Consider the following 20,703-nt stretch of genomic DNA (forward strand, 5'->3'; position numbering starts at 1 on the left):
ACGCAAAGGATAACGAAGCGACAATAGAGGCAATGGCCTTCGCCCTTCCTTCTATTCCCGCTCCTTCGCCGAACCTCGTGGTTTCGATCGTCAGTCATGGGCATGGACCTTGCGTGCAGGCATTGCTGTACGCCCTTTGCGAATTCAGCGCGGGCGTTGTCGCCAGGGTGGTTCTGACCTTGAATGTGCCCGAGCCAGAGCCGCAAACTCCGGTGGGAGGGTGGCCCTTCGCTCTGGATGTGGTGTGCAATCCGGTGCCGCGCGGTTTTGGGGCCAATCACAACAAGGCGCTGCGGGGGGCGGGCGAACAGTTCGTGTGCGTGCTCAATCCAGATGTCCGCCTGGCCGGATCGGATCCGTTCAAGTCTCTGGTGGCGGCCGCGGAGCAACCTGGGGTGGGGTGCAGCTACCCCGAGCAGGTCGATGGCGAGGGCTTGCCACAGGATTTCGAGCGGGAGTTGCCCAGCCCCCGGGCATTGTTGAAACGAAGAGTACTCGGCCGCCGGGAATCACGGACTGACTGGGTCAGCGGAGCGTGCATGGTGTTTTCTGCCCGTGTCTGGAGCACGCACGGCGGTTTTGATGAGCGGTACTTCATGTATTGCGAAGACGTGGATTTGTGCCTTCGGCTGCGGCTGCAGGGGCTGAGTCTGGTGAAAGCGCCAGTTTCGATTATTCATGCGGGCCAGCGTGCCAGTCGGCATAGCGCGCGGCATTTGTCTTGGCATGTCCGAAGCCTGCTGCGGCTCTGGTTTTCACCGGTCTACCGGCAGGCGCAACAGTTGCTCACGACTGCTCCTGCCGTCACGGGTACCATCGGCACCCCATGATCTGGTTGTCTGTAGTTGGTTTTCTGGTAGCGGCGCTGGCCGCAGGGCTCATTGTGCGATGGGGGCGTGGGCATGCCGCTGTGTATGGCGACGCCATGCCTCAGCGTTTTCATCTGGGTGATGTGCCACGTCTCGGAGGGGCCGCACTTTTTTTTGGCATGGCTGTGAGCTGGGTGCTGGGCGTCTGGCAATCATCGCATTGGGGGGACCCAGGCTCGCTCCGATTGGGGGTCTGGGTCTGGGGCTGGCTTGCTGTCCTGTTGCCTGCGGCGCTTGGCGGCATCGCGGAAGACATGACGCAGCGCCTGTCTGTTCGCTACCGACTGATACTGACGGGTGCATCGGGGGCGTTGGCTGTTTCATTCCTGAATCTCTCCCTGTCCCGCATAGGGTGGCCCTGGCTCGACTCTGTGCTGGCCTCTGCGCCCTGGCTGGGCATCGCCATCGTGGTGTTGGCGGTCGCGGGGCTGCCCCATGCATTCAACATCATCGACGGCTACAACGGCCTGGCGGGCATGGTCGCCCTGATCGTGTGCCTGGCCCTGGCACATGTGTCTTTGCAGGTGGGTGACCGTTCGTTGGCGGCGCTGCTGGTGTCCACCGCCGCCGCCACGGGCGGTTTCCTGGTGTGGAACTACCCGCGCGGAATACTGTTTGCCGGGGACGGGGGCGCCTATATCTGGGGCGTGGTCATCGCCCTGGCCAGCATTTCGCTGGTGCAGCGCAACGCCGACGTGTCACCGTGGTTCCCCATGCTTTTGCTGATCTACCCCGTCTGGGAAACGATCTTCTCGATCTATCGCAAGACGGTGCGGGGCGTGTCACCCGGCGTGGCCGATGCACTGCATTTTCACCAGCTGATCTACCGGCGCATCGTGCGGGGCGTTTTCCACGACGACGAATCCCGCAGGGTGCTGATGCGCAACAACCGCACATCGCCCTACCTCTGGGGCTTCACCTTGCTCACGGTGGTGCCGGCGGTGCTGTTCTGGAGCAATACCCCGCTGCTGATGGCGTTTTGCGGCTTGTTCGTCATCAGCTATGTGATGGCGTACCTTGCCATCGTGCGGTTCAAGGTCCCGCACTGGCTGCGCCACTGAGGGCTGTTGCGCAGGCCACCCCAGGGTGCCGCGCGAATGCGGCACAATTTGCGCCTCACCGTTTTCTCTGGATGGCCCGCCTCCATGACCGACCTTCTTTCGATTGCTCCGCGCGACAAGGCTGAAATCCTGGCCCAGGCGCTGCCCTACATCCGCAAGTTCCATGGCAAGACCATGGTCATCAAATACGGTGGCAACGCCATGACGGACCCCGCGCTGCAGGCCGACTTTGCCGAAGACGTGGTGCTGCTCAAGCTCGTGGGGATGAACCCCGTGGTGGTCCACGGCGGCGGCCCGCAGATCGAGACGGCCCTGAACCGCCTGGGCAAGAAGGGCGAGTTCATCCAGGGCATGCGCGTGACCGACGCCGAGACCATGGAAGTGGTCGAGTGGGTGCTGGCCGGCGAAGTGCAGCAGGACATCGTGGGCCTGATCAACCAGGCCGGTGGCAAGGCCGTGGGGCTCACGGGTCGCGACGGCGGCATGATCCGCGCGCAGAAGCTCAAGATGGTGGACAACAAGAACCCGAGCATCGAGCACGACGTGGGCCAGGTGGGGGACATCGTGGCCATCGACCCGAGCGTGGTCAAGGCGCTGCAGGACGATGCCTTCATCCCCGTCATCAGCCCCATCGGCTTCGGCGAAAACAACGAGAGCTACAACATCAACGCCGACGTGGTGGCCAGCAAGCTGGCCACGGTGCTGCAAGCTGAAAAACTCATGCTCCTGACCAACACGCCCGGCGTGCTGGACAAGGCGGGCAACCTGCTCACCGACCTCACGGCCCGCGAGATCGACGCGCTGTTCGCCGATGGCACCATCTCCGGCGGCATGCTGCCCAAGATCGCGGGCGCGCTCGATGCCGCCAAGGCCGGCGTGCACGCCGTGCACATCATCGATGGCCGTGTGCCGCATGCCATGCTGCTCGAAATCCTGACCGACCAGGCCTACGGGACCATGATCCGCTCGCACTGACCCTTTTCGTAGCCTGCTATGCGCCTGCTGTTGGTTGAAGACGATGTCATGGTGGCCAGCGGCATCAAGTTGGGCCTGACCGACGCCGGATACGCCGTGGATTGGGTCGGCAGCGGGGAGCGCGCCGAAGAGGTGCTGCGCACGGAGTCTTTCGACGCGGCCATCATCGACATCGGCCTGCCCGCCATGGATGGGCTGGAGCTCACCCGCCGCCTGCGCCGTCCCGACATGATCAGCCCCGCCATGCCCGTGCTGATCCTGACCGCGCGCGATGCCCTGCATGACCGCGTGCAGGGGCTGGACCTGGGGGCGGACGACTACATGGTCAAGCCCTTCGAGCTGCCCGAGCTGCTGGCCCGCCTGCGGGCCCTGCTGCGCCGCTCGCAGGCCGCCACGACGGCGGTGCTCAGCTTCGGGCCGCTGGAGCTGGACACGGCAGGCCGCCGCGCGAGCATCCGCACCGGCGAAGGGGAGCAGGTGATCGAACTGGGTCCCCGTGAATGGACCGTGCTCGAATACCTGCTCATCAACGCCCCCAAGCCTGCGAGCAAGGACAAGCTCCTGCAGGCCCTGACGGGGTGGGACAAGGAGATCACGCCCAATGCGGTGGAGGTCTACGTCTCGCGCCTGCGCGGCAAGCTCGAGCCGCATGGCGTGGCGCTGCGCTCGATCCGCGGGTTCGGCTACCGGCTGGAACTCCAGGCCGCCTGAGCGGAATCGGTCTGGCTCAGCGCCCGCGCCGGTGAAGACCCACCATGACGATGCCGGACCGGGCCCCTCCTTCCCAGCGGCTTGGCCTGCGCGCCATGACCTCCGACCTGCGCAACCGGCTGCTGCTTTTGCTGGTGCTGCCCTTGTGCCTGCTCGCGCTCGCGGGCGTGTGGCTGGACTACCGCTCGGCCGATGAGGCCGCCGGACGGCATGACCAGCGCCTGCTGCGGCTGCTTCCGGCGCTGGCCGATTCGGTGCTGGCACCCGCGATCCGTGACAACGAGCCGCCCCTGCTGCTGCTGGCGCCGCCGGTCGAGGACTTCCTGCGCCAGAACGCCGGGTTTGCCGGGTACAGCGTGCGCGACGCCTCCGGCCGCCTGCTGCTGGGGGACGACTGGGTGCACAGCGCCGTGCCGACCACGCAGGCCCCCGAATTCCACAGCGTCGAATTTGGCGGCGTGACCTACCGGGTGGCCGTGCAGCGCGGCCGCACGGGGGCCGGCGAGCTGGTGGTGGCGCTGGCCGACGGGTCGGACCCGCGCCAGCAGTGGGCGCAGCAGCTTCTGCTGCGCGTGCTGCTGCCCAACCTGGTGCTCGTGGCCGCCGCCGCGCTGGCCATCCACTGGGCCGTGGGGCGTGCGTTCAAGCCGCTGGTGGATCTGGCCGAAGCGGTGGAGCACCGCTCGCCGCGCGATCTCAGCCCCATCGACGAGGCCTCGTCGCCCGCCGAGGTGCGCCCGCTCGTGCATTCGCTCAACCGGCTGTTCGCGTTGGTCAATGCGCAGGCGGAAGGGCAGCGCCGCTTCGTGGCCGACGCGGCGCACCAGCTGCGCACCCCGCTGGCGGGCCTGCAGGCGCAGGTCGAGGCCTGGGCGATGATGGCCAAGGCCGCCGGCCCGCGGGTATCGCTGCCGGACTTTGATCGACAAATGCCGCTGGCGCAGGATGGTCAAGCGAAAGGTGCTATTGTTTTAGGAGTTGATCAGATCGAGAAGCTGCGCAATGCCACGCGCCGGACCTCGCAGCTCGCGCACCAGCTGCTGGCCCTGTCGCGCGCCGACGCGCGCAGCCTGGATGCGCAGCCGCCGCAGCGCGTGGACCTGAAGGACCTGTGCGAGGCGCTGCTCGAGACCTTTCTCGATCCGGCCACCGGCAAGGGGCTGGACCTGGGGCTCGACGTGCAGCCCGTGCATGTCACCGGCCATGGCTGGCTGCTGCGCGAACTGCTGTCCAACCTGGTGGACAACGCCATCAAGTACACGCCGGCGGGGGGCATTGTCACCATCCGCTGCGGCATGCGCCAGGGGCGCACCGGGCCGCCCCGCGTGTACCTGGAGGTCGAGGACGACGGCCCGGGCGTGCCCGAGGCGGAGCGCGCCCGCGTCATGCAGCGCTTTTACCGCGTGCCTGGCACGGTGGGGGAGGGCACGGGCCTGGGGCTGGCCATCGCCGACGAGATCGCGCGCGTGCACCGCGCCTCCCTGACGCTCGGGACGGGCCCCCAGGGGCACGGGCTGCTGGTGGCTGTGGTGTTTCCGCTGTAGATCCGCCCCCGCGCGCTCCTTGCGCGTGTCCGTGCGCGGGCCGGGCAAAAGCCTGTGCGAGAATCATTTCCATACATGATTTACGCCTGCCGCTGGCCCGTGCATGCCCATCCGGCATGTGAACCGGGCGCCGGGTGCCACTGGCCGCATGGCCCTACCAGAGCCCCTGTCCTGCATGTCCGAACTTTCTCCCCTTCCAGAGCCCGCCAGTACCGACGACGCGGGTGAAACGCCGGCCGCGCGCAAGCGGCCCAAGCCGGGCGAGCGCCGCGTGCAGATCCTGCAGGCGCTGGCGGCCATGCTGGAGCAGCCGGGCGCGGAGCGCATCACCACCGCCGCGCTGGCGGCGCGCCTGTCGGTGAGCGAGGCGGCGCTGTACCGCCACTTCGCGAGCAAGGCGCAGATGTTCGAGGGGCTGATCGACTTCATCGAGCAGTCCGTGTTCACCCTCGTGCAGCAGATCACCGGCCGCGAGGTGCCCGACCCCGCCCAGCCGCCCGACGTGGGCCAGCGGCAGGCGGCGCGCATCGTGGCCGTGCTGCTGCAGTTTGGCGAGCGCAACCCCGGCATGGTGCGGGTGATGGTGGGCGATGCCCTGGTGTTCGAGCACGAGCGCCTGCAGCAGCGCATGAACCAGTTCTTTGACCGCATCGAGTCCACCCTGCGCCAGTGCCTGCGCCCGGCCGCGGCGGGCTCCGCGACGCCCACGGTCGATGCCCAGGTGGCGGCCAGCGTGCTCACGGCGTTTGCGGTGGGGCGCCTGCAGCGCTATGCGCGCTCGGGTTTCAAGCGCCCGCCTTCCGAGCACCTGGAAGCCAGCCTCGCGCTGATCCTCTAGCACCGCCCCGCTGGCGGTGCCGCCGGCGGGGCCCCGGCACGCTGGAGAGCGGGCCCGCCAGGCGGTGGCGCCGCCGCAACGGGTGATTTGGGGGCCGCTCCCTATTTTTTCCCGGGGTTTTGGCCGGTCGCTGAATTTGCTGCAGAATAGAACGAACGTTCGTTTTTATTTGCCAGCATGTCCGCCACCTCTTCATCCAGCCAGGTCACCCGCATCCCGCGCGCCCGCAGCGGTACCGGCCGCGCCCTGCAAAAGGGCCAGCAAACCAAGGCGGCCATTGTCGAGGCGGCGCTGGGCCTGGCCACGCACATCGGGCTGGAAGGCTTGTCCATCGGGGCGCTGGCCGATGTCACGGGCATGAGCAAGTCGGGCGTGTTCGCCCACTTCGGCTCGCGCGAAGAGCTGCAGATCTCCGTCATCCGCGAATACCACACCCGCTTCGAGCAGGAGGTGTTCTACCCCGCGATGTCCGCGCCGCGCGGCGTGGCGCGCCTGTCGGCCATGTTCGACAACTGGATGAAGCGCACCTCCATCGAAATCGACTCGGGCTGCATCTACATCAGCGGCGCGGTCGAGTTCGACGACCGCACCGGCCCCGTGCGCGACGCGCTGGCCAGCTCGGTGCTGACATGGCACGCCGCCATGCGCCGCGCCATCGAGCAGTGCAAGGGCCTCGCAGAGCTGCGCGCGGACACCAATGCCGAGCAGATGCTGTTCGAGATCCACGGCCTCATCCTCGCGCTGCATTACGAAGCGCGCTTCCTGCAGACCCCCGGCTCCATGGGCCGGGCCGTGCAGGGCTTTCACAACATCCTGGCGCGCTACAGCGCCGACACGCCGGCCGCCGCCGCGCCAGCCACCCCTGCTGCCGCCAAGCGCCGCAAAGTTTCCAACCAAACCACCACCTCCAAGGAGTAAACCCATGCCTACCTACACGCCGCCCCTGCGCGACATGCAATTCGTCATGCACGAAGTGCTCAAGGTCAGCGATGAATTCAAGGCAATGCCGCCCCACGCCGAGGTGGATGTGGACACCATCAATGCCGTGCTGGAAGAAGCCGGCAAGTTCGCCGCCGAAGTGACCTTCCCGCTCAACATCAGCGGCGATACCGAAGGCTGCGTGCTGGACAAGGCCACGCACGAAGTCAAGCCCCCGTCGGGCTTCAAGGACGCCTACGCCAAGTACGTCGAAGGCGGCTGGGCGGCGCTGTCGTGCGACCCCGCCTATGGCGGCCAGGGTCTGCCCTTCGTGCTGAACCAGTGCCTGTACGAAATGATGAACTCGGCCAACCAGGCGTGGACCATGTACCCCGGCCTGTCGCACGGCGCGTACGAAGCCCTGCACGCCCACGGCACCGAAGAACAAAAGAAGATCTACCTGCCCAAGCTCACCAGCGGCGAGTGGACCGGCACCATGTGCCTGACCGAACCCCATTGCGGCACCGACCTGGGTCTGTTGCGCACCAAGGCCGAGCCCCAGGCCGACGGCACCTACAAGATCACCGGCAACAAGATCTTCATCAGCGCCGGCGAACACGACATGACCGCCAACATCGTGCACCTGGTGCTGGCCCGCCTGCCCGACGCGCCCAAGGGCAGCAAGGGCATCAGCCTGTTCGTCGTGCCCAAGTTCAACGTGAAGGCCGACGGCTCGCTGGGCGAGCGCAACCCCATCTACTGCACGGGCCTGGAGCACAAGATGGGCATCCACGGCAACGCCACCGCGCAGATCGCCATCGATGGCGCCATCGGCACCCTGGTGGGCCAGCCCAACAAGGGCCTGGCCGCCATGTTCGTGATGATGAACGCCGCGCGCCTGGGCGTGGGCAACCAGTCGCTGGGCCTGACGGAAGTGGCCTACCAGAACGCGCTGGCCTACGCCAAGGACCGCATCCAGATGCGCAGCCTCTCGGGCGTGAAGGCCAAGGACAAGGACGCCGACCCGATCATCGTGCACCCCGACGTGCGCAAGATGCTGCTCACCGCCAAGGCCTATGCCGAAGGCGGCCGCGCGCTGCAGATCTTCTGCACGCTGCTGCTGGACAAGGTGCACAGCCACCCCGATGAAAAGGTGCGTGCCGAATCCGAAGAGATGGTGGCGCTGCTCACCCCCATCGTGAAGGCCTTCATCACCGACAACGGCCACATCAGCACCAACGCCTGCATGCAGGTCTTCGGCGGCCACGGCTTCATCAAGGAATGGGGCATGGAGCAGTACGTGCGCGACAACCGCATCAACATGATCTACGAAGGCACGAACACCGTGCAGTCGCTGGACCTGCTGGGCCGCAAGATCCTGGGCAACAACGGCGCCACGCTCAAGAAGCTGGGCAAGCTGATCGGCAAGCTGGTGGAAGAAGAAGGCGTGAACGAGAAGATGGCCGAGTTCATCAACCCCGTCGCGATGCTGGGTGACCAGATGACCAAGTTCACCACCGAAATCGGCTTCAAGGGCATGCAAAACCCCGACGAAGTGGGCGCCGCCGCCGTGGACTACCTGCGCGTGGCCGGCCACCTGGTGTTTGGCTACCTGTTCGCCCGCATGGCCCAGGTCGCGCTGCGCGAGATCGCCGCCGGCAACACCGACCCGTTCTACGGCGCCAAGCTGCAGACCGCGCGTTTCTACTTCGCCAAGCTGTTCCCTGAAACGGCGACGCTGATGCGCACGGCCCGTGCCGGCAGCAAGGTGCTGATGGACACCGATCTGGCCCTGGCCTGATCGGTGCATCATGCGGACTTCAAGCCTTTTTGCCACGGAGCGCTTATGTACAAAGCGGTAGCAGCTATTGTTTTGGTAGCGGGTGCGTTGCCGGCCTGGGCGCAGATGACGCCTGAAGGCCTGTGGCGCAACATCGACGACAAGACCGGCGAGGCCAAGGCGGAGATCCGCATCCGTGACATCGGCGGCGGCGTGCTGCACGGGGCGCTGGAAAAGCGCCTGTCCAAGGACGCCAAGCCCGACGATGTCTGCGACGAATGCTCGGACGACCGCAAGGGCAAGCCCCTCCTGGGGCTGGAGATCATCCGTGGCGCCAAGAAGGCCGAGGGCAAGGAAGTGTGGGAAGGCGGCAAGATCCTCGACCCCGAGAACGGCCGCAACTACACCCTGCGCATGACCCCCATCGACGGCGGCAAGAAGCTCGAAGTGCGGGGCTCCATCGGCCCCTTCGGCCGCTCGCAGACCTGGATCCGCGTCCAGTAAACCCAACGCCCGTGGCCTGCCTGCCCGTCTGCCTGCGCCGTGCCCGGCGCGCGGCGGCGCCAGGCCACCAACAAGGAACCAACCCATGTCCCGATTTCAAGTGAAGAAAGTCGCCGTGCTCGGCGCAGGCGTGATGGGCGCGCAGATTGCCGCCCACCTCGTCAACGTGAAGGTGCCCGTGGTGCTGTTCGACCTGCCCGCCAAGGAAGGCCCGAAGAACGGCATCGTCACCAAGGCCGTCGAAGGCCTCAAGAAGCTCAAGCCCTCGCCCCTGGGCGTGGCCGACGACGCGGCGCTGATCCAGCAGGCCAACTACGAAGAGCACATGCACCTGCTCAAGGAATGCGACCTCGTGATCGAGGCCATTGCCGAGCGCATGGACTGGAAGCTCGACCTCTACACCAAGATCGCGCCCCACGTGGCCAAGCACGCCATCCTGGCGTCCAACACCTCGGGCCTGTCGATCACCAAGCTCTCCGAAGTGCTGCCCGAGAGCATCAAGCCGCGTTTCTGCGGCATCCACTTCTTCAACCCACCGCGCTACATGACGCTGGTGGAGCTGATCAACACGCCCACCACGCAGCCTGAAGTGCTCGACCAGCTCGAAGCCTTCGTCACCAGCGGCCTGGGCAAGGGCGTGGTGCGCGCGCACGACACCCCCAACTTCGTCGCCAACCGCGTGGGTATCGCCGGCATGCTGGCCACGATGAAGGAGGTCGAGAACTTCGGCCTCTCCTTCGACGTGGTGGACGACCTCACGGGCAAGAAGCTCGGCCGCGCATCGAGCGGCACCTTTCGCACCGCCGACGTGGTGGGCCTGGACACCATGGCCCATGTGATCAAGACGCTGCAGGACAACCTGAGCATCGAGATCGACCCCTTCTACGAAAGCTTTGGCACGCCCGCGGTGCTGAAGAAGCTGCTGGAGCTGGGCAACCTGGGCCAGAAGGCCAAGGCCGGTTTCTTCAAGAAGGTCGGCCGCGACGTGATGCGCTTCGAGCTGGAAAGCGAAGAGTACGTGCCCGCCGGCCAGAAGGCCGACGAGGTGTATGCCCGCATGCTCAAGAAGCCCGCCGCCGAACGCCTGAAGCTGCTGCGCAACGCTGAAGGCGCGCCCGGCCAGTTCCTGTGGGCCATCTTGCGCAACGGCTTCCACTACGCCGCCGTGCACCTGGCCACCATTGCGGACAACGCGCGCGACGTGGACCAGGCCATGCGCTGGGGCTTTGGCATGAAGCAAGGCCCCTTCGAGCTGTGGCAAGAAGCCGGCTGGCTCGAAGTGGCGAAGATGATCCAGGAAGACATCGACGCCGGCAAGGCGCTGTGCAAGGCACCGCTGCCCGAGTGGGTCTTCAAGGGCCCCGTGGCCGAAGCCGGTGGCGTGCACACCGCGCAAGGCTCGTGGAGCGCATCGCAGAACAAGTTCGTGCCCCGCCGCCAGCTGCCCGTGTACGAACGCCAGATTTTCCCCGAGTCGCTGCTGGGCGAAACCAACCTGCCCGACTGGCGCACCGCCGGCACGACCATTGCAGAGTCCAAAGCCCTGCGCACGTGGACGCTGGATGGCCAGGTACTCATCGCCAGCATCAAGAACAAGATGCACGCCATCAGCCCCGAAGTGATGGAAGCCCTGACCGAAGCGTTGGAGCTGGCCGAGGCCGAGTACCAGGGCATGGTCATCTGGTCCGGCGACGCCCCGTTCAGCGTGGGCGCTGACCTGGAAGCCACCATGCCCGCCTTCATGGTCGGCGGCGCCGATGCGGTCGAAAGCATCGAGCAGGAGCTGCAGAACCTGATGATGCGCATCCGCTACGCGCAGGTGCCCGTCGTCGCGGCCATCCACGGCATGGCGCTGGGCGGCGGCTGCGAGCTGGCGGTGTACTCCGCCAAGCGCGTGGCGCACATGGAAAGCTACATCGGCCTGGTGGAAGTCGGCGTGGGCCTGGTGCCCGGTGCGGGCGGCCTGACCTACATCGCGCGCCGCGCGGCCGAGAACATGGCGGCCTCTACTGGCAAGGACATCCTGCCCTTCCTGACCGAGGGCTTCACCGCCGCCGCGATGGCCAAGGTGGGCACCAGCGCGCTCGAATCGCGCAAGCTCGGCTTCCTGCTGGAGTCCGACATCATCGTGCCCCACAAGGACGAGCTGCTGTTCGTGGCCATCAACGAGGCCAGGTCCATGGCGGCCAGCGGTTGGCGCGCGCCCCACAAGCGCCTGTTCCCCGTGGCGGGCCGCAGCGGCCTGGCCACCATCAAGGCGCAGCTCGTGAACATGCGCGACGGCGGCTTCATCAGCGCCTACGACTTCAAGATCGGCGCCATGATTGCCGAGGTAGTCTGTGGCGGTGATGTGGATGCGAGCGCACTGGTGAGCGAGGAATACTTGCTCACGCTGGAGCGCAAGGCGTTCTGCCACCTGATCGCCCAGCCCAAGACGCACGAGCGCATTCTCGGAATGCTCTCCACGGGCAAGCCTGTTCGCAACTGACCGCCATCGCCATGACGGACCACGCCCCCAACAAACTCCAGCGCTCGCTGATGCGCCTGGACGAGGCACCCGCCTTCCTGCGCGGCTTCGTGCAGAACATCATCCTGCGCCGGGCCGTGCCTTTCACCGGCACGGCCGGGGTGAAGTTCGTGTCGCTCACGCCCGAGCGCGTCGAAGTGCGCCTGCCCAATGAGCACCGCGTGCAGAACCACATCGGCGGCGTGCATGCCTCGGCCATGAACCTGCTGGCCGAGACGGCCACCGGCATGGTGGTGGGCATGAACGTGCGCGATGACTGCATACCGCTGGCCAAGGAGCTGTCCATGGCGTTCAAGAAGCGCGCCACGGGTGGCTTGAAGGCCGTGGCCACGCTCACCGCCGAGCAGCGCGCCGCCATGTTGGCCGGCGACAAGGGCGAGGTGCAGGTCACCGTCACCGTGACCGACGAAGCCGGCGTGGAGCCGGTCGAATGTGTATTTACGTGGGCCTGGATTCCTTCCAGCCGCCCCGCCAAGCATTGAAGGAGTTTCAACACCATGGCTCAAAAACAAGTCCAGGATGCCTACATCGTTGCTGCCACGCGCACCCCCATCGGGCGCTCGGGCCGCGGCTATTTCAAGAACACCCGCCCCGATGACCTGCTGGTCGCCGCCATCCGCAGTGCGATGACCCAGGTCCCCACGCTGGACCCCAAGGCGATCGAGGACGCCATCATCGGCTGTTCCTTCCCCGAGGGTGAGCAGGGCATGAACATGGCACGCATCGCCGTGGGCCTGGCGTTCGACCACCCCGTGGGCGGCGTGACCGTGAACCGCTTTTGCGCATCGGGCATCACCGCGCTGCAGATGGCCGCCGACCGCATCCGCGTGGGCGAGGCCGATGTGCTGATCGCCGGCGGCGCCGAGTCCATGAGCCTCGTGCCCATGGGCGGCAACAAGCCATCGTTCAACGCAGAGATCTTCGCGCGCGACGAGAACGTGGGCATCGCCTACGGCATGGGCCTCACGGCCGAGAAGGTCGCGCAGCAGTGGAAGATCAGCCGCGAGGCGCAGGACGCCTTCGCGCTGGAATCGCACCTGCGCGCCATCAAGGCGCAGAAGGCCGGTGAGTTCAGCGACGAAATCACGCCCTTCGAGGTCGTGGAGCGTTCGCCCAACCTGGCCACCGGCGAAGTGGCGGAAAAGCGCCGCACCGTGAACCTGGACGAAGGCCCTCGGCCCGACACGTCCCTCGAAGGCCTGGCCAAGCTCAAGCCCGTGTTCGCTGCGCGCGGCAGCGTCACGGCGGGCAACAGCTCGCAGACCAGCGACGGTGCGGGTGCGCTGATCGTGGCCAGCGAAAAGGCGGTGAAGCAATTCGGCCTGACGCCCCTGGCGCGTTTTGTGAGCTACGCAGCGCGCGGCGTGCCGCCCGAGATCATGGGCATTGGCCCCATCGAAGCGATTCCTGCGGCCCTGCGTTATGCGGGTCTCAAGAGCGATGACATTGGCTGGTACGAGCTGAACGAGGCGTTTGCGGCCCAGTCGCTGGCGGTGATCAATACGCTGGGCCTGAACCCTGCGAACGTGAACCCCATGGGCGGCGCCATTGCACTGGGGCACCCGCTGGGCGCTACTGGTGCCATCCGCGCGGCGACGGTGGTGCATGCGCTGCGTCGGCACAAGCTGAAGTACGGCATGGTCACGATGTGCGTGGGCACGGGACAAGGCGCCGCCGGCATCATCGAAGCTCTTTGAGTTAGCTGGCTACTGCGCGGGCCATCTGCGTCGTTGGGCGGTGCTCGGAATCCTCACGTACTAGGCAAGTACGTTCCGGTTCCTGTGCTCCGTCCGCCTAGCAGCTGATCCCGCTCGCCACGCCCTTGAGGGCGGGGTGTGAAGGCAGGTGAATGGGCGGGGTAAGACTTGATTGCTCTCACCCAAACCGTTCGGGCTGAGCCTGTCGAAGCCAGGGTTCTGCCCTCAGCGATAGTTTTCTTTTCAAGCCGGCGCAGATCGGTTTCGAACCAAGGAGACAGACATGGACAAGCAAACTTTGCAGGTCAACGGGGCAGTGTCATTGGCGCTGCGTGTCTACCAACCCGAGGGCGCTCCGCGCGCCAGTGTCGTGATCGGCGGCGCGATGGGGGTGCGGCAGTCGTTCTACGAGGCCTTTGCGCTGTGGATGGCGCAGCAAGGGTTTCGGGTCACCACGTTCGACTACCGGGGCCATGGCGATTCGTTGCAGGGCGCCATGCGCGATGTGAAGGCGGACCTGTTCGACTGGGCACAGGACTACGAGGCGGTGATCACAGCCGCCAAGGCCGCGCTGCCGTCGCAGCCGCTGTACTTGCTGGGCCACAGCCTGGGGGCGCAGTTGCCGGGCCTGTTGAAAAAGCCCGAGCAGGTGGCGGGCCTGCTCAGCGTGGCCGCAGGCAGCGGCTACTGGCGCGACAACGCACCGCAGCTCAAGCGCATCGTTCCGTATTTCTGGTGGGTGCTGGTGCCGCTGGCCACGCGGCTGTGCGGGTACTTTCCGGGGCGCACGCTCAAGAAGGTGGGCGACCTGCCTGCGGGGGTGATCCTGCAGTGGCGGCGCTGGTGCCTGCATCCTGCCTACAGCGTGGGTGCCGAGGGGCCTGCGGTGGCGCAGAGCTACGGCGCGGTGCGTTTTCCGGTGCTGGCCTTGTCGATGGCCGACGACGAGCTGATGACCTTGCGCGGCACACACAACCTAGTGAATCTGTACGCCAACACCGAGCGCCGCGTGGAGAGCATCACGCCGGCCGATCTGCAGGTGCGCCGCATCGGGCACTTCGGTTTCTTTCGCGACCAGTTTCGCCAGAGCCTGTGGCCGCGCGCGGCGGCTGCGCTGGCCGCCCTGGGTGGCGGCGTGCACCACGGCGAAGTCTCCGGTACGACGGCCTGAGCGGTCGTTTCGCGGCACACTCGCAGCATGACTTCCTCTTCATCCACTTCTTCGTCCTCCGCAGCCCACCCGCTGGACGAGGCGCTGCAACTGACGGCCTCGTCCGCTCCGACCGGCCAGTACGAAGGGCAAACCCACCCCGGCTACTGGAACATGGTGGGCCCGTTTGGTGGCATCACCGCCGCCACGCTGCTACAGGCCATCCTGCAGCACCCTGACCGGCTCGGCGAACCGTTGTCGCTCACCGTCAACTACGCGGGCGCACTGACAGCCGGTGCGTTCACCGTGCAGGCAACGCCCGTGCGCACCAACCGCTCCACCCAGCACTGGACCTTGTCGATCCTGCAGGCTGGTGCCGACGGCGCCCCGGTGGTCACCACCACCGCCACGGCCGTGACGGCGGTGCGCCGCGAGACCTGGAGCGTGGGCGATGTGCCCATGCCCGAGGTGCCTCCCCCCGCGGAGCACAAGGCCATCGTCGCGCCCAAGGGGGCGGTGGAATGGCTCAGCCGCTATGAGATGCGCCCCATCGCGGGATTCATCCCGCGCACCTGGGACGGCAGCGGCGACCACAGCCTCACGCAGCTGTGGATGCGCGACGCGCCGCCGCGCCCGCTCGACTTCACCTCGCTGGCGGCACTGGCCGACGTGTTCTTCCCCCGCGTGTGGCTGCGCCGTGCGCGCCAGGTGCCTGCGGGCACGGTGTCCATCACCGTGTACTTCCATGCCACGGCAGAGCAGTTGCAGGCCACGGGCTCCGGCTACCTGCTCGGCCAGGCGCGCGGGCAGGAGTTTCGCAACGGTTTCTTCGACCAGACCGTGCAGCTGTGGAACGAGGCTGGCACCATGCTGGCCACGAGCCACCAGATCGTTTACTACAAGGAATAGGAAGTCGGCCTGTTGCTCTGCACCGTGCATTCTTCCCGTCCTCATCCATCCGACCCCGGAACCTTCACCATCATGACCGACGCCACCCAAGACATCCTCGTCCACACCGAAGCCGGTGTGGCCACCGTCACCTTCAACCGTGTGGACAAGAAGAACTCCATCACCACCACCATGTATGCCGCCATGGCCGATGCCCTGGCCGCTGCCGAGGCCGATGCCAGCGTGCGCGTGGTGGTGTTCCAGGGCGACGTGGCCATCTTCAGCGCGGGCAATGACATCGGCGACTTTTTGAAGCAGCCGCCCGCCACGCAGGATTCGCCCGTGTTCCGCTTCCTGCACGGCATCGCGGCCTTTCCCAAGCCCATCATCGCCTCGGTGTGTGGCCCCGCCGTGGGCATCGGCACGACCATGCTGTTCCATTGCGACCTGGTCTATGCGGGCGACAACGCGGCGTTCTCCATGCCCTTCGTGAACCTGGGGCTGTGCCCCGAGGCCGCATCGAGCCTGCTGGTGCCGCAGATGCTGGGCTATCACCGCGCGGCCGAGGCGCTGCTGCTGGGCGAGCCCTTCATGGCCGAGGCCGCCCTGGAAGTGGGCCTGGTCAACCGCGTGGTGCCGCCGACCGAGTGCAATGGCGTGGCGCAGGCGCAAGCGCGCAAGCTGGCGGCCAAGCCGCTGTCGGCGCTGATCGAGACCAAGCGGCTGATGAAGGGGGGGCAGACGGGGAAGGTGCTGGCGGTGATGGCGGAAGAGGGCGCGAGCTTTGGTCGCATGCTGCGCGAGCCGGCAGCGCGGGAAGCGTTCTCGGCGTTTATGGAAAAGAGAAAGCCAGATTTCAGCAAGAGCTGAAATCTGGCCGCCGCGATAGCGGTGCAGACCGCGTAGCGGGCTGAACGATCTTTTGGTAAAAGCGCCGACTGGATTTCGGCGCACTCTGGGTCCCCGGTTCTTGGTCGTTTTGGCTGCTAGCGCTTTTCTATCAAGCGCTAGCAGCTATTGTTTTTATAGTCATCGAGTTTCTGCCTACCTTTCGGGCTGAGCCCATCGATGCCAGGGCGTGCTGGTTTGAAAAGCATGCTTGGTTTGAGGGCAGAGGCCGGGAGTCGCCCGGCATGCGAGTAACTTTCTTTCGCGTCGCCGAAAGAAAGTCACCAAAGAAAGGGCGCCCCCCAGTCTGCGACCCCTTCGCAGTGCGAAGGGGCCACCTGCGTCGGGGCGGTTGCTGGGTGCGCCTTGGAACTCGCTTTGCTGCTGCGCAGCGCCGCTCGGACAACCACGGCGAGTCAGAGCACGAAGCATGGGCGCTGCGACGCCCATGCTCACCCCGCAACCGCCCCGCCGCAGGCGCAGCCAGCAGGGGGGTGGACCGCCGAACATCCAGACAGCCGAATAGCCACACGGGCCTTTGCTTCGCTCGGCCCCATCTCGCGGGCGCAAGCGCCACGCGCTGCGCAGGCTGGGCCAAGCGCAGCGACGGCCCGAATGGATGTCCGGCTGCGGGTTCCCTTCTGGATGCGCCTGGGGCGCACAGCAAGTTCTGCGGTGCACCCCGTGACCGAGCACCCCAGTTTGCCCCGTAGCGCAGCGAAGGGGTCGCAGACGGCAGGGTCGCCTTCTCCTTGGTGACTTTCTCTTGGCGACGCGAAAGAAAGTTACTGCGCCGCCGGGCGCACACCCCGGCCTCCGCCCTTCGTTCAGGCACGCTGCATACTATAAAAACAATAGCTTTTAGCGCTTGATGGATAAGCGCTAAAGGCAAAAAAACACCCAAAATCCCGCCAGGCAAAACAACCCGCAATCGCAGCACCTATTTTTACCAAGCACTTGCTTGCTAAAAATAAACAGTTTTGCTATCGTGCCTGCATGGACTCACCCGTGTCGCGCACCCGCGCCATCACCCCCCCGCAAAAGAAAACCCCGGCCCGCCCCCGTGGCAAGGCCGCAGCGTCCCTCGTCGCCAACCCCATCCCCACAGAAACCACGGCAGCCGAAGACCCCCCACGCCGCCCCCGCGGCCGCCCGCGCAAGACCGCCGAAGAACTCGACGACGGCAACCGCCGCCGCAAGCTCATGGACGGCGCCGCCAAACTGTTCCGCACGCAGGGCTTCGCGGCCACCAGCACGCGCGATATTGCCGCCGCCGCAGGCATGCACAGCGGCTCGCCCTTCTACCACTTCGAAAGCAAAAGCGCGCTGCTTTACGCCGTGATGAGCGAGGGCATGACCATGGCCACGCAGAGCCAGCAGCAGGCGCTGGAGGCCCTGCCTGCTGGCGCAGCGCCACGCGCGCAGCTGCGCACGCTGATCCGCCACCACTTCGAGATCCTGCTCGGCCCGCGCAGCAGCTTCATCCCGGTGATGCTCTACGAATGGCGCTCGCTCACGCCCGCGCAGCGCAAGGGCATTGCGCGCATCAAGGACAGCTACGAGGCCGCGTGGATGCCCGCGCTCGATGCCCTCGCGCAGCAGGGCGCGCTGCAGGCAAATCCTGGCGTGGCGCGGCTGTTCATCTTTGGCGCGCTCAACTGGGCCGTGCAGTGGTTCTCGCCCAAGAAGGGCAAGTCGCTCGATGCGCTGACCGACGAGGCCCTGGCCCTTTTCATCCGCGCATAAACAAAAAAATACAAAAAAGGCTGGACCACCATGGCCCCGACGGCTCCGAATGTTTATCAGTCTGTGTTTGCCCCGGGCCTGTTCGCCGGCCAGGTGGTCGTCGTGACGGGCGGCGGCTCGGGCATCGGCCGCTGCACAGCGCACGAGCTGGCCCGCCTGGGCGCGCAGGTGGTGCTGGTGGGCCGCAAGCCAGAGAAGCTGCAGGCCGTAGCCGATGAGATCGCCGCAGATGGCGGCGCAGCGTCCTGGCACGCCTGCGACATCCGCTCCGAAGACGCGGTGGTCGTGCTGATACAGCAGGTGCTGGCCGCGCACGGGCGCATCGATGGTCTGGTGAACAACGCAGGCGGGCAGTTCATGTCGCCGCTCGAATCCATCAGCGCCAAGGGCTGGGAGGCCGTGCTGCACACCAACCTCACCGGCGGTTTCCTGGTGGCGCGCGAGTGCTACCGGCAGTGGATGGCGCCCAACGGCGGCTCCATCGTCAACATCGTGGCCGACATGTGGGGCTCCATGCCGGGCATGGGGCACAGCGGCGCGGCGCGCGCGGGCATGGTCAGCTTCACCGAAACCGCCGCGCTCGAATGGGCCTGCAGCGGCGTGCGCGTGAACGCCGTCGCGCCGGGCTACATCGCATCGAGCGGCATGGACAACTACCCGCCCGCCGCCGCGCACACGCTGCGCGCCATGCCGCAGACCGTGCCGCTGGGCCGCTTCGGCAACGAGGCCGAGGTGTCGGCGGCCATCGTCTTCCTGCTCAGCCCGGCCGCCAGCTTCATCAGCGGCAGCACGCTGCGCGTGGATGGCGCGCGGCCGCAGGTGCGCCTGGGCTGGCCGCTGCGCGTGCCCGATGCCGCCACGCAGCAGCGCGCCGCCGTGAAGCCCTACGGGGGCTTTCACCGCGCACAGGTGCCGCGCGTGTTTGCAGCGTCTGCCGAGCAGGCTTGCAGTGCGTCCAAGGACTCTGAATGACCACCGCCTTTGCTTCGCGCTTTCACTCCGGCGCACCCGATGCGCAACAGCGCCGCGCTGCCCTGGCCGCGCGCCTCGATGCCCTGCGCGCATTGGAAGAACGTGCCGCCGCCGCCTCGGCCCGGTCGCTGCCCCAGTTCGACAAACGCGGCCAGCTGCTGCCGCGCCAGCGCGTGGCCCTGCTGCTGGACGCGGGCGCGCCGTGGCTGCCGCTGTGCACCCTGGCGGGCTACCTGCAGGATGTGAAGGACCCGGCAAAGTCCGTGCCTGGCGGCGGGATGATCGCCGGCATCGGGTTGGTCAGCGGCGTGCGCTGCATGGTGGTGGCCAGCGACTCCGGCATCGAGGCGGGGGCCATCCAGCCCATGGGCCTGGAAAAGATCCTGCGCGTGCAGGAGATCGCGCTGCGCGAGCGCCTGCCCTTCGTGCACCTGGTCGAGAGTGCGGGCGCCAACCTCATGCGCTACCGGGTCGAAGGCTTCGTGCACGGCGGCACACTGTTCCGCAACCTCGCGCGGCTGTCGGCGGCGGGCATTCCGGTGATCACCGTGCAGCACGGCTCGGGCACTGCAGGCGGCGCCTACATGCCCGGCTTGTCGGACGTGGTCATCATGGTGCAGGGCCGCTCGCGGGCCTTCCTGGCCGGTCCGCCGCTGCTCATGGCCGCCACGGGCGAGGTCGCGACTGAAGAGGAGCTGGGTGGCGCCGAGATGCACACCGCCGTCTCGGGCCTGGGCGAATACCTGGCGCTGGACGACCGCGAGGCCATCGGCATGGCGCGCGACGTGATCGCGCAGACCGGCTGGGCCGCGCTGCCGCGCGCTGCAGCACCTGCGCCCACACTGCCGGCCGACGACCTGCTGGCGCTGATGCCCGCCGACCTGCGCCAGCCCGTGGACATGCGCGAGGTCATCGCACGGCTGGTGGATGGGTCTGAGCTGCTCGAGTTCAAGGCGCGCTACGGCATGGCCACCCTGTGCGCCCAGGGCCGCATTGGCGGCCACGCCGTGGGCTTCATCAGCAACAACGGCCCCATCGACGTGGCGGGCGCGAACAAGGCCACGCACTTCATCCAGTGGATGTGCCAGCTGGGCCACCCCATCATTTACCTGCAGAACACTACCGGCTACATGGTGGGCAAGGACAGCGAGCAGGGCGGCATGATCAAGCACGGCAGCAAGATGATCCAGGCCGTGACCAACGCCACCGTGCCGCAGATCACCATCCAGTGCGGCGCCAGCTTTGGCGCGGGCAACTACGGCATGTGTGGGCGGGGCTATGCGCCGCGCTTCCTGTTCAGCTGGCCGGGGGCCAAGACAGCGGTCATGGGCGGCGAGCAGGCTGCGCGCACCATGCAGATCGTGACCGAGGCGGCGCTCGCGCGCAAAGGCATCACGCCCGACCCCGCCGAATCGCAGGCCCAGTTCGACAAGATCGTCGCCATGTTCGAGGCCCAGGCCGATGCGTTCTACACCAGTGGCCTGTTGCTGGACGACGGCGTGATCGACCCGCGTGACACGCGTGCCGTGCTGGCGTTTTGCCTGGACACCTGCGCCGAGGCACAGGCCCGCACGCTGCGGCCCCTGAGCTTTGGCGTGGCGCGGATGTAAGAGCCACGCCAAAGCACGCAATCAC

The 20,703-nt window shown here is 66.7% G+C and carries 18 protein-coding genes; all 18 read left to right on the forward strand.

Annotation, left to right across the window (positions count from 1 at the left end):
- The first annotated feature begins 32 nt into the window (after positions 1–32).
- The 18 genes from AC1RCS_RS03380 to AC1RCS_RS03465 all read left to right on the forward strand — a co-directional run bounded on the left by AC1RCS_RS03380 (position 33) and on the right by AC1RCS_RS03465 (position 20,678).
- Positions 33–830, forward strand: a complete 798-nt coding sequence (locus AC1RCS_RS03380) for a glycosyltransferase (protein ID WP_492244293.1) — start codon at positions 33–35, stop codon at positions 828–830.
- Positions 827–1,930: a glycosyltransferase family 4 protein gene (locus AC1RCS_RS03385; protein WP_492244501.1), complete on the forward strand. Its 1,104-nt coding sequence runs from the start codon at positions 827–829 to the stop codon at positions 1,928–1,930. The genes AC1RCS_RS03380 and AC1RCS_RS03385 overlap by 4 nt, the downstream gene beginning before the upstream one ends.
- Before the next feature lie 84 nt (positions 1,931–2,014).
- Entirely contained in the window at positions 2,015–2,905 is an 891-nt protein-coding gene (gene argB / locus AC1RCS_RS03390; RefSeq protein WP_218293204.1) for an acetylglutamate kinase, read from the forward strand.
- An 18-nt stretch (positions 2,906–2,923) separates the two neighbouring features.
- A complete protein-coding gene (locus AC1RCS_RS03395) occupies positions 2,924–3,616 on the forward strand; it encodes a response regulator transcription factor (protein ID WP_218293205.1) in 693 nt (230 codons plus the stop codon).
- Between the two features lie 95 nt (positions 3,617–3,711).
- On the forward strand, positions 3,712–5,160 hold the full coding sequence (locus AC1RCS_RS03400) for a sensor histidine kinase (protein ID WP_218294383.1): 1,449 nt from the start codon (positions 3,712–3,714) through the stop codon (positions 5,158–5,160).
- Positions 5,161–5,335: 175 nt separating this feature from the next.
- On the forward strand, positions 5,336–5,998 hold the full coding sequence (gene slmA, locus AC1RCS_RS03405) for a nucleoid occlusion factor SlmA (RefSeq protein ID WP_492244294.1): 663 nt from the start codon (positions 5,336–5,338) through the stop codon (positions 5,996–5,998).
- Positions 5,999–6,175: 177 nt separating this feature from the next.
- Positions 6,176–6,916, forward strand: a complete 741-nt coding sequence (locus AC1RCS_RS03410) for a TetR/AcrR family transcriptional regulator (RefSeq protein WP_218293207.1) — start codon at positions 6,176–6,178, stop codon at positions 6,914–6,916.
- Between the two features lie 4 nt (positions 6,917–6,920).
- Positions 6,921–8,717, forward strand: a complete 1,797-nt coding sequence (locus AC1RCS_RS03415; protein WP_492244295.1) for an acyl-CoA dehydrogenase C-terminal domain-containing protein — start codon at positions 6,921–6,923, stop codon at positions 8,715–8,717.
- A gap of 45 nt (positions 8,718–8,762) precedes the next feature.
- Positions 8,763–9,200 (forward strand): DUF2147 domain-containing protein, encoded by a 438-nt coding sequence (locus AC1RCS_RS03420; RefSeq protein WP_218340494.1) that lies wholly within the window; start codon positions 8,763–8,765, stop codon positions 9,198–9,200.
- Between the two features lie 85 nt (positions 9,201–9,285).
- Positions 9,286–11,688: a 3-hydroxyacyl-CoA dehydrogenase/enoyl-CoA hydratase family protein gene (locus AC1RCS_RS03425; protein WP_492244296.1), complete on the forward strand. Its 2,403-nt coding sequence runs from the start codon at positions 9,286–9,288 to the stop codon at positions 11,686–11,688.
- Positions 11,689–11,699: 11 nt separating this feature from the next.
- The gene (locus tag AC1RCS_RS03430) at positions 11,700–12,209 is read left to right on the forward strand and encodes a DUF4442 domain-containing protein (protein ID WP_492244297.1); all 510 of its coding nucleotides are present in this window, start codon (positions 11,700–11,702) and stop codon (positions 12,207–12,209) included.
- 15 nt (positions 12,210–12,224) lie between these two features.
- Positions 12,225–13,424, forward strand: a complete 1,200-nt coding sequence (locus tag AC1RCS_RS03435; protein WP_492244298.1) for an acetyl-CoA C-acyltransferase — start codon at positions 12,225–12,227, stop codon at positions 13,422–13,424.
- 283 nt (positions 13,425–13,707) lie between these two features.
- Positions 13,708–14,595, forward strand: coding sequence for an alpha/beta hydrolase family protein (locus AC1RCS_RS03440; RefSeq protein ID WP_492244299.1), 888 nt, complete (start codon positions 13,708–13,710; stop codon positions 14,593–14,595).
- A 27-nt stretch (positions 14,596–14,622) separates the two neighbouring features.
- Positions 14,623–15,483, forward strand: coding sequence for an acyl-CoA thioesterase (locus AC1RCS_RS03445; RefSeq protein ID WP_218293214.1), 861 nt, complete (start codon positions 14,623–14,625; stop codon positions 15,481–15,483).
- 72 nt (positions 15,484–15,555) lie between these two features.
- Positions 15,556–16,332 carry an enoyl-CoA hydratase gene (locus AC1RCS_RS03450; RefSeq protein WP_492244300.1) on the forward strand — a complete coding sequence of 259 codons (777 nt, stop codon included), beginning with the start codon at positions 15,556–15,558 and terminating at the stop codon, positions 16,330–16,332.
- A 1,014-nt stretch (positions 16,333–17,346) separates the two neighbouring features.
- Complete coding sequence (locus AC1RCS_RS03455; RefSeq protein ID WP_492244301.1) at positions 17,347–18,096, forward strand: TetR/AcrR family transcriptional regulator; 750 nt, start codon at positions 17,347–17,349, stop codon at positions 18,094–18,096.
- A 30-nt stretch (positions 18,097–18,126) separates the two neighbouring features.
- On the forward strand, positions 18,127–19,068 hold the full coding sequence (locus AC1RCS_RS03460; RefSeq protein WP_492244302.1) for an SDR family oxidoreductase: 942 nt from the start codon (positions 18,127–18,129) through the stop codon (positions 19,066–19,068).
- On the forward strand, positions 19,065–20,678 hold the full coding sequence (locus tag AC1RCS_RS03465; RefSeq protein WP_492244303.1) for an acyl-CoA carboxylase subunit beta: 1,614 nt from the start codon (positions 19,065–19,067) through the stop codon (positions 20,676–20,678). The genes AC1RCS_RS03460 and AC1RCS_RS03465 overlap by 4 nt, the downstream gene beginning before the upstream one ends.
- The last annotated feature ends 25 nt before the right edge of the window (positions 20,679–20,703 follow it).

The organism is Acidovorax sp. GW823-FHT01C06 (assembly GCF_058798375.1).